Source organism: Mesonia sp. HuA40, from assembly GCF_008017835.1.
In the GTDB taxonomy this organism is placed as follows: Bacteria; Bacteroidota; Bacteroidia; order Flavobacteriales; family Flavobacteriaceae; genus Mesonia.
Window position 1 is genome coordinate 111487 of sequence record NZ_VRLT01000028.1, and the last position, 16589, is coordinate 128075.

Genomic DNA, 16589 nt, shown 5'->3' on the forward strand with positions numbered 1-16589 from the left:
AAGAATAGAACTATTATGAGGATTCTAGGTGTTTATACCTACTTGAGCAAAATCACCTAGAGTAATTAACAATTAGAGATATAAAGTTATCGATTTCATTTTATCCCTTTTTGAAATCGAATATAAACACTTAATCTATAATTTTTGCACTTTAAACGTTAAGATTTAAGCATTTGCAGTGCCTTTCTTCAATTTAAGTACGGTAATTTCGGGCCACATCCCTACCCTGCCTGGGTAAGCCAGGTAGCCAAACCCTCGATTTACGTAGAGATAACGATTAAACTCTTTGTAAAGTCCAGCCCAGTTTTCGTACCGATATTTTACCGGACTCCATTTGAACCAACCGGGTATTTCAATACCAAATTGCATGCCGTGGGTATGACCACTTAGAGTAAGTTGAAATTCTTTTTCGTGTGCTTTTATTTTCTCTTGCCAGTAACTCGGATCGTGGCTTAACAGTATTTTAAATTCTTCTTTGCTTAATTCCGCAGCAGCGCGATCTAAATCGCCATGCTTTACAAAACCACCTTTTCCCCAATTCTCTACACCCACAACAGCCAATTTAGCATCTCCTTTACGGATGTAAGCATGCTCGTTTAATAATAGCTTCCATCCCATTTGTTTTTGAATAGATTTTAAACGATTTAAGTTCTCTATTTTCTCTTGAGGTGAGTCCCAACGCACATAATCGCCATAATCATGGTTTCCTAATACAGAAAAAACACCATCTTTAGCCTTAAGTTCACCAAATAACTCTTGGCAAGCATCCATTTCATCGGCGGTATTGTTCACCAAATCACCTGTAAAAAAGATAGCATCACTTTTTTGTTGGTTAATTAAATCTATTGCATATTTAACCTTCTTTAGATTATCAAAACTACCGCTATGAACATCGCTTATTTGAGTAATTTGGTAGCCATCAAAAGCCTCTGGTAAATCAGGGAAGTTTATTTCATAGGTGAGTACCTTGTAATTATATTTTCCTCTAAACATTCCGTAAAGCAAAGATCCAAAAGGAATAGCCGCCAATCCTAAAGCCAGCGTACTTACAAACTTTCTTCGGCCAGGCAAATGAGCCACTTCTGGATTAACTATTTTATTTTTTAAAAAAATTAAGGTACGAATGATATCTTCCCCCATTAAAAAAGCAATCAATACCAGTTCAGCCGACATAAAACTCAACAGCAAACCAAAAGCAAAACTGCGTTTTCCCGTAAAAACGCTTCCCACTGCTGGTTGCAACCAATAAAACAGAAAGTAGCCTAAGAAAATAAGACTTAGGCCTACAAACATAGCTTGTACCCAAAAATTTTTGCTTAGGGTTTTAATAGCTTGATAGCTGTAAAAATTAATTGCCGCATAAAATAGTATGAAAATAATCCAGCGCATTTCTTTTTTTTTGAGTGTACAAAACTAACCTATATTGCTCTTTTTATGGTTTAATTTGGAGATAATTAACGTCTGTAAAAGAATAACACATCTAATAGTAGGCAAATACCTACCTCATATTGCAGCTTCTTAATTTTATTTTCGATAAAAAATCGTGTAGCTTTACGCTTCTAAATACTAGAAATTATGGCCCAGCAAAAAAGACTGTTTTTATTAGATGCATATGCGTTAATTTTTAGAGGGTATTACGCCTTGATAAAACACCCTAGGATAAACTCAAAGGGCCAAGACACATCGGCTATAATGGGGTTTGTAAATTCGCTTTTCGATGTGATTAAGCGTGAAAAACCAGATCATCTTGCAGTTTGTTTTGATAAAGGAGGGAGTAAAGCCCGTACCGAAATGTTTGAAGATTATAAAGCCAATAGAGATGAAACGCCAGATGTCATCAGGCAATCCATTCCCATTATTCAAGATATTTTAAAGGCATTACATATTCCCGTAATAGAATTAGAAGGACTTGAAGCCGATGATATTATAGGAACCTTAGCCAAACAGGCCGAAAAAAAAGATTACCAAGTTTTTATGGTTACCCCAGATAAAGATTTTGGCCAATTGGTAAGTGAAAATATTTTTATGTACCGCCCAGCACGCATGGGAAATGCGATAGAAATTTGGGGTATTGAGGAGGTTCAAAAACGTTTTGGCGTTGAAAAGCCTGAGCAGGTTATTGACTACCTTGGGATGATGGGAGATGCATCAGACAATATTCCGGGGCTACCTGGAGTAGGCGATAAAACGGCTAAAAAGTTTATTAAGCAATTTGGTAGCATGGAAGGCCTATATGAAAATATTGACCAGCTTAAAGGCAAAATGAAAGAGAAAGTCCAAGCCAATGAAGAATTAGGTAAACTTTCTAAAAAACTAGCCACCATATTTACCGATTGCGATGTAGAATTTGATGAGAAAGATTTTGAACTCTCACCTCCCAATACTGAAAAACTAATGGCGCTATTTCAAGAGTTAGAATTTAGACGTTTGAGTGAGCAGTTCCTTAAAATGTATAACGAGCAAAGCAACAACAACGGTGGTCTTACCACTCCAGAAGCAAAGAAAACAAGCAATGAAAAACCTACAGCTGGGAGCGGTCAATTTTCACTATTTGGTAATGCGGTAAATCAGGAGGATTTAGATACCTCAGATTTCACAGGTTATCGCAATCTCGAAAACACTGCGCACTATTATCAACTTATAGAAGCCGGCAAACCATTAGATCTTTTTATCAAGCAAATGCTAAAGCAACCTGCTGTTTGTTTTGATACAGAAACCACTTCACTCAATACTTTTGAAGCCGAATTGGTAGGAATAGCCTTTAGCTGGAACAAAAACAAAGGCTACTACCTTCCCTTTCCTCAAGATTATCAAGAAGCCAAAGCTTTACTTGACCAATTAGAAGTATTTTTTACCCACGATAGCATTGTAAAAGTGGGTCAGAATCTAAAATACGACATTAAGGTATTGGCCCAATATGGCATGCAGCTCAAAGGTCCCATTTTTGATACCATGCTAGCGCATTATGTTATCAATCCAGACATGCGTCATAATATGGATGTTCTAGCAGAAACCTACCTCAAGTACAGTCCGCAACCTATTGAAGAACTCATAGGTAAAGGAAGAAAGAAGATTTCTATGCGAGAGGTTCCGCTAGAGCAACAAAAAGAATATGCTGCAGAAGATGCCGACATTACCTTTCAACTCAAAGAATACTTTAGCCAGGAATTGGAAGCTACCCAGACCAAAAAACTTTATGAAGAGATTGAGTTACCCTTGGTAAAAGTATTGGCAAAAATGGAATTAGAAGGCATACGAGTAAATCAAAATTTTCTAGAGCAACTCTCTCAAGCTTTAGAAAAAGATATTCTGGCTCTAGAAAAAACAATATATCAAGAAGCAGGAGAATCTTTTAATATTGGCTCTCCCAAGCAATTGGGCGAAATTTTATTTGGTAAATTAAAGTTGGTAGAAAAACCCAAAAAGACCAAAACCGGTCAATATTCTACCGCAGAAGATGTACTATCTTACTTGGCTAGCGAGCATCAAATTATAGCTGATGTTCTCGCTTGGCGCGGATTAATGAAGTTAAAGAGCACTTACGTGGATGCTTTACCACAACAAATACAAGAGAAAACCGGTAGAATTCATACCGAATACATGCAAACTGTAGCGGCCACAGGCCGATTGAGCAGCAATAATCCTAATCTGCAAAATATACCTATACGCACCGAGCGCGGTCGTGAGGTTCGAAAAGCCTTTATCCCAAGAGATGAAAATCACGTTTTGGTAGCCGCCGATTACTCCCAAATTGAGTTGCGTATCATTGCTGCGTTAAGCCAAGAAGATACCATGATCGAAGCCTTTAAAAACGGTGAAGACATACACGCCTCTACTGCCGCAAAAGTTTTTGATGTACCCTTAGCCGATGTGACCCGGGAACAAAGAAGCAACGCAAAAACCGTAAACTTTGGGATAATTTATGGCGTATCGGCTTTCGGCTTAAGCAATCAAACCGATATGAGCCGGAGTGAAGCTGGCGATTTGATTAAAACCTATTACAAAACCTATCCTAAATTACGCGACTATATTGACAAACAAATTGAATTTGCACGAGAAAACGGCTATGTAGAAACCGTATTAGGAAGACGCCGATACCTTAAAGACATCAATGCAAGAAACAATGTGGTGCGCAGTGCCGCAGAGCGCAATGCTGTAAATGCACCCATACAAGGTAGCGCAGCCGATATTATTAAAGTAGCTATGATCAATATCCAAAACCAGTTAGAAGCTAAGAATTTAAAAACTAAGATGCTGCTTCAGGTTCACGATGAACTGATTTTTGACGTACCTAAATCCGAGTTGAAAGACTTAAAACAAATGGTACAATATGAAATGGAAAACGCATTTAAATTAAGTGTTCCGCTTGATGTAGAGGTTGGTGTTGGCAATAACTGGCTTGAAGCCCATTAATATATTATCAAAAACCAAGTTAAGTCTTCGCAGTACTATTAATTAAAAAATATAGCTCATGAAATTTTCAAACGATTTTAAAGAAGCGGTTTTAGCCTTATCGCAAAAAGAAAAAGACCAACTCTTATTGCGCCTGCTCAAAAAAGACAAAAACCTAATCAAGCAATTGCATTTTAGATTAATTGACGATAAAAATGTAGATGAACGCAGAGCTATCTTAGAACAACATATTTTAAAAATCAGTAAAAAAATTGCACAAGAATCGGTTTCACTCAACCAATTGAAGGTATTCACCAGCCGACTCAGTTCAGAAATCAGCGATCATAGTCGCACTACCAAAGACCAATTTGGCGAAGTATATTTAAATCTTTTAATGCTCAACACCTTGTTGAAGTATGGCACCTCACTATTTGAAAATAGTAATCATTTTGCTAGTCAAAAATTTTATATTTACATCATTAAACGCATCTTTAAATGCTTGGTTCAAATTAAAAAGATGCATGAAGACCTACACCTAGAATTTCAACCTTTATTAGAAGAATTGACAGATCATTTAGTCAAAAATGAATTATTGACAAAAATGTGCATCCACCACGGTCTAGACTTTAATTGGCTAAACGTTCATCATATACCCGAAGATATCGTTGGCATTCAAAAAGAACTAAAACAAGCCGGCTTTCTTTAAAGGTATGCTTTTTTTTTCCAAAAAACACACAGCTTCTCATTTTTAATAGCCTATAGAGCAGCGAAACATTTGACTTTAAAGCCTTGTTTACAAATCAAACAATTGAAATTGAGTCTCTTCACATAAAAATTAGCAAGACAGGCTTGTTCAATAAATTAAAAATCGTACTTTTGCAACCCATTTCCCTCAATCGGGAATGGGAAAGGAATGTTTAATTTATAAATTTATTTAGTGTGAATACATTAAGTTACAAAACCGTATCGGCCAACAAAAGCACCGTGAATAAGGAGTGGGTTGTGTTAGATGCAGAAGGACAATCGTTAGGTCGTCTTTCTTCGATCGCGGCAAAGTTGATCAGAGGAAAGCACAAGCCTAATTTCACCCCGCATGTTGATTGTGGTGATAACGTAATCGTTATAAACGCAGAAAAAATCAACCTTACAGGGAAAAAATGGGAAGCTAAGGAGTATATCCGTTACACTGGATACCCAGGCGGACAAAGAAGCTTGAATGCAGCTGGCTTATTTGAAAAAGACCCTAGAAGAGTTATTGAAAAAGCTGTAAAAGGGATGTTACCTAAAAACAAATTAGGTTCGGCCTTATTCAAAAACTTAAAGGTTTATGTTGGTTCTGAGCACGATCACGAAGCACAAAAACCTAAGAATATTAATTTAAACGAACTGGTGTAAATGGAGACAATTCACAAAATAGGTCGTAGAAAAACTGCCGTAGCACGTGTATTCGTACAAGCAGGTAAAGGTGAAATTACAGTAAACAAGAAAAAGGTTAACGATTATTTCACAACTGGTACATTACAATACAAAGTAAACCAACCTTTAATGTTAACTGGTAACGAAGAAGCTTTCGACTTAAATGTTACCGTTAAAGGAGGCGGTATTACTGGTCAAGCAGAAGCTGTACGTTTAGCTATTGCAAGAGCTATGTGCGCAATCGACGAAGAAAACAGAACGGCTTTAAAACCAGAAGGCTTACTTACAAGAGACCCAAGAATGGTTGAGCGTAAGAAGTTTGGTCAGAAGAAAGCTCGTAAGAAATTCCAATTCTCGAAACGTTAATCGATTTCTGGAACGAATTAAAAAATCAATTTTAAATTTAAAGTATTTGTTGTTATTTCGCTTAAAGCGGAAGTTAGTTTAGCATCTAAATAGGCAAGGCCATTACACAAGTAAGCCACTTGTTTATTGCTATCTCAACAGAACGTAAACTATTACAAAAATGGCAAACAAAGTAGAAGTTAAAGAATTACTTGATGCAGGTGTACACTTTGGTCACCTAACAAGAAGATGGAACCCCAACATGGCGCCTTACATTTATATGGAGCGCAACGGGATTCACATCATCAACTTATATAAAAGTGCAGCTAAAATGGAAGAGGCGGCAAACGCCCTTAGCAAAATCGCTGCCAGCGGTAGAAAAATTTTATTTGTAGCTACCAAAAAACAAGCAAAAGAAATTGTTGCAGAAGAAGCTGAAAGAGCAAATATGCCATACATTACAGAGCGTTGGCCTGGAGGTATGCTTACCAACTTTGTTACGATTAGAAAAGCCGTAAAGAAAATGGCTTCTATCGATAGAATGAAAAAAGATGGTACTTTCAACTCACTTTCTAAAAAAGAACGTTTACAAGTAGACCGTTTACGTGCAAAATTAGAAAAGAACTTAGGTTCTATCTCTGATATGACACGCTTACCTGGAGCACTATTTGTAGTAGACATCACTCGTGAACATATCGCGATTAAAGAAGCTCAAAAATTAAACATTCCTATTTTTGCGATGGTTGATACCAACTCTGATCCACGTGAGGTAGATTACGTAATCCCATCAAACGATGACGCTTCTAAATCAATTAAGAAAGTAATCTCTTACGTTTCAGATGCGATAGTTGACGGTTTGCAAGAAAGAAAAGCAGACAAAGACGCTAAAAAAGAAGTGAAAGCGGCCAAAAAACAAGCCGAAACTAAAGAGGCAACTCAAGAAGATAAATAAAATAATCGTTTTATAATCTATGCTAAGTCGTTTAGTAATTTTATTGTAAAATAGAGTTGCAAACGACTTTGCTTTTTAAAATTAAAATCTGAAAAAAATGGCAAAAATAACTGCTGCAGAAGTAAATAAATTAAGAAAATCTACCGGTGCCGGTATGATGGATTGTAAAAAAGCTTTAGTAGAAGCCGAAGGTGACTTTGACAAGGCTATTGAAGTATTACGTAAAAAAGGGCAAAAAGTAGCGGCAAAAAGAGCAGACAGAGAGTCTTCTGAAGGTGCTGCTGTAGCCAAAGTAAACGCCGAAGAAAACAAAGGTGTAGCTATTGTTTTAGGTTGCGAAACTGACTTCGTAGGTAAAAACGAGAATTTCTTGCAATTAGCAAGTGAGTTGGGCGAATTGGCCTTAAACTATGAAACTAAAGAAGAGTTTTTAGCTGCAGACTTTAACGGGATGAGTGTAGCCGATAAACTTGTTGAGCAAACTGGAGTTATTGGTGAAAAATTAGATATTAATGCTTTTGAGGTAGTTAAAGCTCCTTTTGTAGCGTCTTACGTGCACATTAACAAAATTGCTGCCGTAGTTGGATTCTCTGCTAAAGTAGATAACGCAGAAACCTTAGGTAAAGATGTTGCCATGCAAATTGCCTCAATGGGCGCAACGGCATTGTCTTACAAAGATCTTGACCCTGCATTCGTAGCTTCTGAAACCGAAGCTAGAATTGCCGAAATCGAAAAAGGAAATATAGAACTTGAGCGTTTAGGTAAAACCAAGAAAAACGTACCACAGTTTATCTCTATGTCACAAATTACTCCCGAAGTAATGGCTAAAGCCGAAGAAGATGCGAAAGCAGAACTTAAAGCTGAAGGAAAACCAGAGAAAATTTGGGATAGAATCTTACCAGGTAAAATGGATCGTTTCTTATCTGATAACACTACTCTTGATAAAGAGATGTGCTTATTAGACCAAACTTTTATCAAAGATGATAAGAAAAACGTAGCCGAGTATGTAGCTTCTTATGGAGAGGTTAGCATTACTGAATTTAAGCGTGTTTCTTTAGGATAATTAAAATTCAAACACTTATAAACACAGCCTACAACTTAAAAAGTTGTAGGCTTTTTTTTACCTTAATTTGATTGTGTCTAAGCTAAAAAAAGTTAAATCCAAGATTAACACTCAATTAATGCTATGCTACTCTATCCTCAATAACAAAATTTAAAGCCTAAAACATTCTTGCTACCCAAAAAGGTCTAGTCAAATGAATGGTTTTTTTACATGCCGTTTTTCAAACTTTAGAATATGCGTATATTTGCGCAACTTTACGACACAACTTATGCAATACAAAAGAATTTTATTAAAACTATCTGGAGAAGCTTTAATGGGCAATCGCCAGTATGGGATTGACCCAGAAAGACTTGCCGAATATGCTGCAGAAATTAAATCGGTTACCGATAAAGGCGTACAAGTAGCTATCGTAATTGGTGGTGGTAACATTTTTAGAGGAGTAGCCGGAGCCAGCAAGGGTATGGATCGCGTTCAAGGTGACCACATGGGGATGCTAGCCACAGTTATCAACGGCTTAGCCCTACAAAGTGCTTGTGAAGATGCCGGAATTCCTACTCGCCTGCAATCAGCAGTAAAAATTAATGAAGTTGCCGAACCTTTTATCCGCCGAAAGGCTATGAGACATTTAGATAAAGGCCGTGTGGTAATTTTTGGCGGTGGTACAGGTAATCCTTATTTCACTACAGACTCTGCAGCTGTACTACGTGCCATAGAGATCAATGCCGATGTGATTTTAAAAGGCACACGAGTAGATGGAATTTACACAGCAGATCCCGAAAAGAACACCGAAGCAACAAAATTTGATTTTATTACTTTTGATGATGTACTCCGCAAAGGACTAAAAGTTATGGATACTACCGCTTTTACCTTGAGCCAAGAAAACCAATTGCCAATAATTGTATTTGATATGAACAAGCCCGGTAATTTATTAAAAGTAGTACACGGCGAAAACATTGGTACTAAAGTAAACTTGTAAAAGACTTATCGTATATTTGACAACCAGTTTATAAATTGTAAAACCATGAACGAAGAGATAGAATTAATTATAGACAGCACCGAGGAGGCCATGCAAAATGCTATTAAGCATTTAGAAAAAGAATTAATTAAAATTAGAGCCGGTAAAGCTAGTCCTAATATGGTAAGTTCGGTTTTGGTAGAGTATTACGGAAGCAAAACACCGCTTAACCAGGTGGGAAATATCAACACCCCAGATGCACGTACCATTTCTATTCAGCCATTTGAAAAATCATTGATTCCCGAAATTGAAAAAGGGATTATGAATGCCAACCTAGGCTTTAACCCTATGAATAATGGAGAAAGTGTAATCATCAATGTTCCTCCCTTAACCGAAGAGCGTCGTAGAGAATTAGCTAAACAAGCAAAAGCTGTAGCCGAAGATGCCAAAGTGGGTGTACGTAATGATCGAAAAAATGCCAATAACGAATTGAAAAAATTAGATCTATCTGAAGATATGCTTAAAGGAGCTGAAGCTGATGTGCAAGAGCTTACCGATAAACACGTCACAAAAATAGATGACATTCTAAAAGTAAAGGAAAAAGAAATTATGACGGTTTAATTCTTTTGCTAAAATCTTTTAAAAGCGACAATCTTGTCGCTTTTTTTATTTACTTGCATCTTATAAAATTATTCATGCATAGGTTTACATTTCTTTATCTTTTGTTGTTGGTTGGAGGCCTTGCGCATTCCCAAAACCTTCTTAGAGGTAAGATAGTATCACAAGAGGATCAAACTCCTATACCCTATGCTAGAATTGAATGGGTGAACCAAGATCAAACCGAACTCTCCAATATTGACGGAAGTTTTAAGCTGAATGTTAGCCAAAAGCAAGGATATTTAAAAGTGAGTTACTTAGGCTACATCAATAAAAAGATAAAGATTAGTTCAAACCCCTATTACCTTATCCAACTTGAACCAGATCCAGAAAAACTAGAGGAAGTTTTTATAACCTCTACCCAACAACTTGCTCAACGTATTATAAATAAAAGTATTCAGCAAAAAGAGTACAACGACCCTGTTCTTAAATTTAAAAATTACAGCTATAATAACTACCTCAAATTAATTATTGATAACCAAAAAGCAGATTTTAAAGTTGAGCTAGACACCACCAATACAAGTGTTTCAACCATTTTAAATCAAGGCCGCGCTTATTTAACCGAGGAATTTAGCAATTTTGAATATACAAACGACAAAGGCTTACAAGAAAAAATTTTAGGCACCCGAACAGCTGGCTTTAAACAACCGGTTTTTGAGATGCTATCGTTAAACATTCAATCACCTTCTTGGTATAAAGAAAAGTATACGGTTTTTGGAAATGACTATGCCGGCCCCTTGGCAAAGAATCCTTTTAGAAACTATCGTTATAAAGTATTAGACACTACCCAAAGTACTCGCCCTGCGTACGTGATTTACTTTCAACCCAAACGTCAAAAAACCGTAGCCTCACTAGAAGGACTACTATACATCGACACTTTAAACTATGGGCTCCAGAAAGCAGTAGGGCAATTGAAAGGGGAGTTAGAAATAGAGGCCACGCAAAATTTCACCTATCTTCCAGAACAAGATATTTGGTTTCCTGTAAGAAATGAGATTCTTTTAAAACCGGGAACCGGTGGTAAAAAAGTATCTATTTTTGGCGGAAGCATAAGTTTAGGAAGTTTAACTTCAAATAAGTCTAATGAGCAAGCACAATATTTACAAGCTATTAGCACCAACTCAAACTGGAAGTTTAATAGTGAAAAGCCACTATTAAACCAGAAAGCGGCCATTAGCTTAGCCGCCAAGGCAACAGATCGTAAAGCTGAGTTTTGGCAAAAAAATAGGAGTATCCCGTACTCGTCCAGAGATCAGCGAACATTTAAAAATGTGGAGCGGCTAATAGAGCAACAACATATTGACCGAAAGATTAATCTACTTCAAAATTTCAACATTGGTTATTTACCCATTGGCTTTTTTAATCTCGATTTACGTACACTTGTTAAATATAACGATTACGAAGGATTTAGGCTGGGCGCTGGCGGAGTAACCAATCATAATTTTGCTAAACGTTTTAGAATTGATGGATACAGCGTTTATGGATTTAAAGACCGAGCTTTTAAATATAAAATTGGTGCAGGCTACCAGTTAAACCCCAATAAAAATACCTGGTTAAACCTGAGTTATATAAATGATATTGAAGAAATAGGAACTTTTAAATACCTCACAGATGCTCGCGTTTATTCACTATTTGAGCCTCGTCTGGTAAACATCAACTTTTACTACAAATACGAATCTTATCAAGCTAGCCTGCAACACCAAATTGCCCCTTCGCTTTTAAGCGAATTTAAGCTAGCCAAAACCAATATCAATCAGACTGGTGGTTACCGCTACATCGACAATCAGCTCGCCAGAAAAGCCTATGATATTACCGCATTTACAGCAAGTTTTAGGTACAGTCCTAAAAGTACATTTTTACAAGCGCCCAACAAAAATATAGAAGTTGAGGTGGGCTATCCTCAATTCAGTTTACAAGTAGAGCGAGCTATAAAAGGAGTACTAAACGGCGATTACAACTATACCAAATTAGGACTTAAAATGCAATATACCATAGAGCGCATTACTCAAGTAAACACTGAATTCATTGCCGAAGCCAATGCTGGTTTTGGCGATCTACCGCTTACCCATACTTTTCATGCTTTTCCCAATAGCCCCAATAAAGAAACCGTTATGAATCGGTTTTCTGTGGCGGGTAGACGAACCTTTGAAACCATGTATTTTAGTGAGTTTTTTAGTGACAAGCAGGCCAGTTTGCAAATAAAACATAAATTACGCCCCTTTACTATATCACAGCGTATTCAGCCTCAACTGGTATTTATTTCGCGCCACGCTATTGGCGATTTTGAAGCAAAAGACAGGCACCTGGGGGTGCGTTTTAATACGCTAAACAAAGGTTATCACGAAGCGGGTATAGAATTAAACAATATACTTTTTGGTTTCGGATTAAACTTTGCTTACCGCTACGGTGCCTATCACCTGCCTCAATTAGAAGATAATATCAGTTTAAAATTCACTTTTTACTTTAAGCTTTAATTTTAAAATCATCACATTATTAGGTATCATTTTATACCTTTGCAGCCTTAATTCATACTCATGTCTAAGCTGTTTAGTTTTGGTTTTTGGAATACGATAGCACGTATTATCTTAAGAAATAGAATCCTTATTATTATAGGAATTGTGGCCATGACCACTTTTTTGGCAATGCAATGGAAAAACATGCGGTTTTCATACACCGAAGCCAACTTACTACCCGATCACCATCCAGTTAACCAAGAGTATCAAAAATTTGTAAACACATTTGGTGAAGAAGGAAATGTTTTACTCATCGCAACCAATGATTCGCTTTTATTTACGCAAGAAAAACTAAATGCTTGGAATCAACTTGCTAAAAAGTTAAGTACTTTTCAAGAGGTTGAACATACACTAGGTTTACATAATTTAAAACAATTAAAAAAATTTGAAAACCCAGCTCGGTTTGAGTTGGTTCCTGTAATTGATAGCAGTGCTAGTATCAATTCGGCTGCAGCCCAAAAACTCAAAACCCATTTATTTGAAAAATTGCCTTTTTATGAAGGTTTGGTTTACAGTAAAAAATCAAATACGGTACAAACCGCAGTTTATATAGATAAGGCCATTGTAAATAGCAAAGAAAGAAAAAATTTTATACTCGAAAAACTACAACCGGTCTTAGATGAATTTAAAGAAGAAAATGATATTAAAATTCACGTTTCGGGTATGCCTTACATCCGCACGCTTAACTCCCAAAATATCATCGATGAAATTCAATGGTTTGTAGGGGGTGCTTTGTTGGTAACCTCACTGATTTTCTTTTTCTTTTTTAGATCTGTGCGCGCCACTTTAATCTCTATGCTTACGGTTATTATTGGAGTAATGTGGGCTTTTGGAGTTTTAGGTTTACTGCATTATGAAATTACCGTTTTAACCGCTATTATTCCACCTCTTATAATTGTAATTGGAATTCCCAATTGTATTTTCTTGATTAACAAATACCAGCAAGAAATAAAAAAGCATGGTAATCAAGCAAAATCATTGCAACGGGTTATAGCTAAGGTTGGAAATGCAACTTTGATGACCAATGTAACTACCGCCTCTGGTTTTGCTACATTTATTATTACAGAAAGCACCTTGCTCAAAGAATTTGGTATTGTAGCTTCAATAAATATTGTTGCTATCTTTATTCTTAGCCTTTTGATTATACCTATAATTTACAGCTATTTGGCTTTGCCCAAAGAACGGCATTTGAGGCATTTAGGAAAAACCTGGATAGAAGGCTTTGAAAATTGGATTGTGCGCATGGTAAAACATAGGCGCATTACCATTTATATTGTTTCTATTTGTGCTTTGGTAATAAGTATTATTGGTATTTATACCATTAGGGTTTCGGGTAGCTTACTCGAAGATATGCCTAAAGAGGCGGCCTTTTTTAAAGACATCGAATTCTTCGAAGAAGAATTTGATGGCATTATGCCACTCGAACTATTGATTGATACTAAAAGGCCTCAAGGGGTCACCAAATTAAGCACGCTTAAACGCATGCGCGATCTACAAGATTTGCTCGCCGAATACCCCGAACTATCTAAACCTGTATCGATGGTAGAACTGGTAAAATATAGCAAACAAGCCTATTACAACGGCAACCCAGAATACTACCAATTACCTACTTCACAAGAGAAAAATTTTATTTTCCCGTACTTAAAGGGTGTAAATACCGCAGGCAGCAATCAGCTGAATGCTTATATAGATTCTACTGCTCAATTTGCCCGAATGACGGTTTTTATGAAAGACATTGGCACCGAAGAAATGGAGGCTATTGAAGATCAAATATGGCCAAAAATCAACAAGCTCTTTCCAGAAGATCGCTATGAAATTACAATGACGGGTAAGGCTCTGGTTTTTCAAAAAGGAACCAATTATTTGGTTAAAAACCTTGTAATGTCATTGTCTTTAGCCATTCTACTTATCGCTATTTTTATGGCTTGGATGTTTAGGTCATTCAAAATGATTATCATTTCACTAATTCCCAATTTATTACCGCTTTTAATAACGGCAGGGATGATGGGCTTTTTAGGCATTCCCATCAAACCGTCTACAATTTTGGTATTTAGTATTGCTTTTGGTATATCGGTAGATGATACCATTCACTTCTTAGCTAAATACAGGCAAGAACTCAAGGCCAGAAATTGGAAAATTAGCAAATCGGTGTACCCCGCTTTGCGCGAAACTACCGTGAGTATGTTTTATACCTCAATCGTGCTTTTCTTTGGTTTTTCTGTTTTTATGATTAGTAGTTTTGGAGGTACTAAAGCATTAGGCGGACTGGTTTCTGCAACCTTGCTATTTGCGATGCTTTCTAATTTACTTCTGCTCCCTTCTTTATTGCTTTCTTTAGCAAGAAGCATTGCTAATAAAGAAGATTTTAAAGAACCAAACTTAGAAATTCTACCAGAAGAAATGGAGGATAAGGAATAAAACCAATTATCCAGTTGGGTCTAATTGTTATAATTTTTATATTTACCCCAACACTTTTACATAAAAATTATGCTTAATTTAAAAATTAAACCCAATCTTTCAAAGATTAAAAAAAAGGGGGGGTAATCTATTTTATCTCATCTCTTTTTTAGAAGGTGGAGTAGTTATGGTAACCGAGCTCGCTGGTGCTCGTATTTTAGCTCCCTTTTTTGGCTCGTCTCTTTACAGTTGGGCCTCGACCTTGTCAATTACTTTGTTAGCCTTAATGACAGGTTACTATACTGGCGGTTATGCCACCACCAAAAGAAAAACCAGCACGCCAAAAGCAATTTTTTTAGTTTTTCTCATAAGTGGTTTAATGGTGATGCTACAACCTAGCTTAGGCAGAACCGTTATGCAAGAGACCATTCAACTCCCATTCTTCACTGGGATTATTATTTCGCAACTAATCTTTTTATTTCCTCCGGTATTCCTAATGGGTATGATGAGCCCAATGATCATTGCGCAAATCAATCAAACGGTACAGCGGGCAGGTAAATCTGCTGGTAACATCTATGCCATTTCTACTTTTGGCGGTATTTTATTCACGCTGCTTTTCGGTTTTTTAATTATTCCTGAGTACGGTATTAGCTTACCGGTAATTCTATTAGGTGCTTTCGTAATATTGTTTTCTTCTGTACTATTATTGCGTCAAAAAATTTCTGTACCGATGGGCTTGGTTTTAGCATTGATAATTTTAGCCCAATTTAGGCAAGCTTATGTAAGCTATCAAGAATACTCTCCCATTCACGCTAAGGGTGAAAGTTTAGTAGAATATTCAGAAGGTTTATTAGGCGAAATCAGTATCAGTAATCAAAATTTAAAAAGTCCAGACGGTCGTCCCTTTAAAGCTAGAATGCTCAAGGTAAATAACGTGATGCAAAATCAAGCCGTACTCAACTACCCCAAAGCCAGTTTGGTTTATTATGTAAACTTTATTCGTAATTTGGTAGGACAATTGCCTAAAAAAGAATCGGCACTTATTGTAGGTCTGGGTGCAGGTAATATATACTCAGACATGCAGTTGTACAATATAGATGTAGAAACCGTAGAGATTGACCAGCGCATTTATGATTATGGGGTAAAGTATTTTAAAATGAAACCACACCCAGAAAAAAGCCACATTACCGACGGGCGCTACTTTATTAATACCGCACAAAAACAATACGACATCATTGTACTCGATGTTATTGTTGGCGAGAATGTAGCCAAGCAATTGGTAACCTTAGAAAGTTTTAAAAAAATGTATGAGCTATTACCCAATCAAGGCACTTTAATAATTGAACATGGCGGTATTCAAGATTTTTCTAAAAACAAATTTGTACCTAGCCTGCATAAAACCCTAGGTCAAGCCGGATTTGAGGTAAGCATGTTTAATCCGGTAAAGGCGCCCAATAACCGGTATGGCGATGTTTTGTTTGTTGCCACCAAAAATAAACCCATCGATAAAAATAATATTTTCGTTGCTGAAGACATGCTCCTTTCGGCAGGCCCCATCAGGCAATACGAAGTTTTTTTAAATGATTTTGATACTTCCGTCCCAGCGGAATTACTCACCGATGATAAAAACAAAACCGACTTATTACTTAGAGGCCACTACTTACATATCCGCGAAAAGCGAAATTAAGCTAAAACCAAACACTACAAGCCTTCAATTAATTGAAAATGCTTCACCCTAAAAATGGGTCAATCTTTAGAACATCCACAAGATGCTGCACCTATTGCTCAGTGTGCTGTACAAATCACAAATTCTGCTTTTAAAAAATTCGGGGTAATCGTAAATTTAGTTATTAAGCCTTAAACCCTTTTTTTGAGTCAACCTAGATTGAATTAGTTGTA

At 36.7% G+C, this 16589-nt stretch carries 12 protein-coding genes; 11 read left to right on the forward strand and 1 reads right to left on the reverse strand.

The features are described 5' to 3' along the window. Positions 1-165 precede the first annotated feature (165 nt). Positions 166-1389, reverse strand: coding sequence for a metallophosphoesterase (locus FT993_RS05850; RefSeq protein WP_147861607.1), 1224 nt, complete (start codon positions 1387-1389; stop codon positions 166-168). A 186-nt stretch (positions 1390-1575) separates the two neighbouring features. Between FT993_RS05850 and polA the strand changes: the two genes are divergently transcribed. From polA to FT993_RS05905, 11 genes are all read left to right on the forward strand, one after another. Continuing rightward, positions 1576-4413: a DNA polymerase I gene (gene polA, locus FT993_RS05855; protein WP_147861608.1), complete on the forward strand. Its 2838-nt coding sequence runs from the start codon at positions 1576-1578 to the stop codon at positions 4411-4413. 58 nt (positions 4414-4471) lie between these two features. Next, on the forward strand, positions 4472-5098 hold the full coding sequence (locus FT993_RS05860; protein WP_147861609.1) for a hypothetical protein: 627 nt from the start codon (positions 4472-4474) through the stop codon (positions 5096-5098). Positions 5099-5331: 233 nt separating this feature from the next. Then, positions 5332-5787 (forward strand): 50S ribosomal protein L13, encoded by a 456-nt coding sequence (gene rplM / locus FT993_RS05865; protein ID WP_147861610.1) that lies wholly within the window; start codon positions 5332-5334, stop codon positions 5785-5787. Beyond that, positions 5788-6174, forward strand: coding sequence for a 30S ribosomal protein S9 (rpsI, locus tag FT993_RS05870; protein WP_147861611.1), 387 nt, complete (start codon positions 5788-5790; stop codon positions 6172-6174). A gap of 160 nt (positions 6175-6334) precedes the next feature. Then, the gene (gene rpsB, locus FT993_RS05875) at positions 6335-7105 is read left to right on the forward strand and encodes a 30S ribosomal protein S2 (RefSeq protein WP_147861612.1); all 771 of its coding nucleotides are present in this window, start codon (positions 6335-6337) and stop codon (positions 7103-7105) included. A 97-nt stretch (positions 7106-7202) separates the two neighbouring features. Then, positions 7203-8168 (forward strand): translation elongation factor Ts, encoded by a 966-nt coding sequence (gene tsf / locus FT993_RS05880; protein ID WP_147861613.1) that lies wholly within the window; start codon positions 7203-7205, stop codon positions 8166-8168. A gap of 268 nt (positions 8169-8436) precedes the next feature. Continuing rightward, positions 8437-9144: a UMP kinase gene (pyrH, locus tag FT993_RS05885; protein WP_147861614.1), complete on the forward strand. Its 708-nt coding sequence runs from the start codon at positions 8437-8439 to the stop codon at positions 9142-9144. Between the two features lie 45 nt (positions 9145-9189). Continuing rightward, positions 9190-9744: a ribosome recycling factor gene (frr, locus tag FT993_RS05890; RefSeq protein ID WP_147861615.1), complete on the forward strand. Its 555-nt coding sequence runs from the start codon at positions 9190-9192 to the stop codon at positions 9742-9744. Between the two features lie 74 nt (positions 9745-9818). Then, complete coding sequence (locus FT993_RS05895; protein WP_147861616.1) at positions 9819-12254, forward strand: DUF5686 family protein; 2436 nt, start codon at positions 9819-9821, stop codon at positions 12252-12254. 60 nt (positions 12255-12314) lie between these two features. Then, entirely contained in the window at positions 12315-14711 is a 2397-nt protein-coding gene (locus FT993_RS05900; RefSeq protein WP_147861617.1) for an RND family transporter, read from the forward strand. Positions 14712-14877: 166 nt separating this feature from the next. Next, positions 14878-16377: a fused MFS/spermidine synthase gene (locus FT993_RS05905; RefSeq protein ID WP_147861618.1), complete on the forward strand. Its 1500-nt coding sequence runs from the start codon at positions 14878-14880 to the stop codon at positions 16375-16377. Positions 16378-16589: the final 212 nt, after the last annotated feature.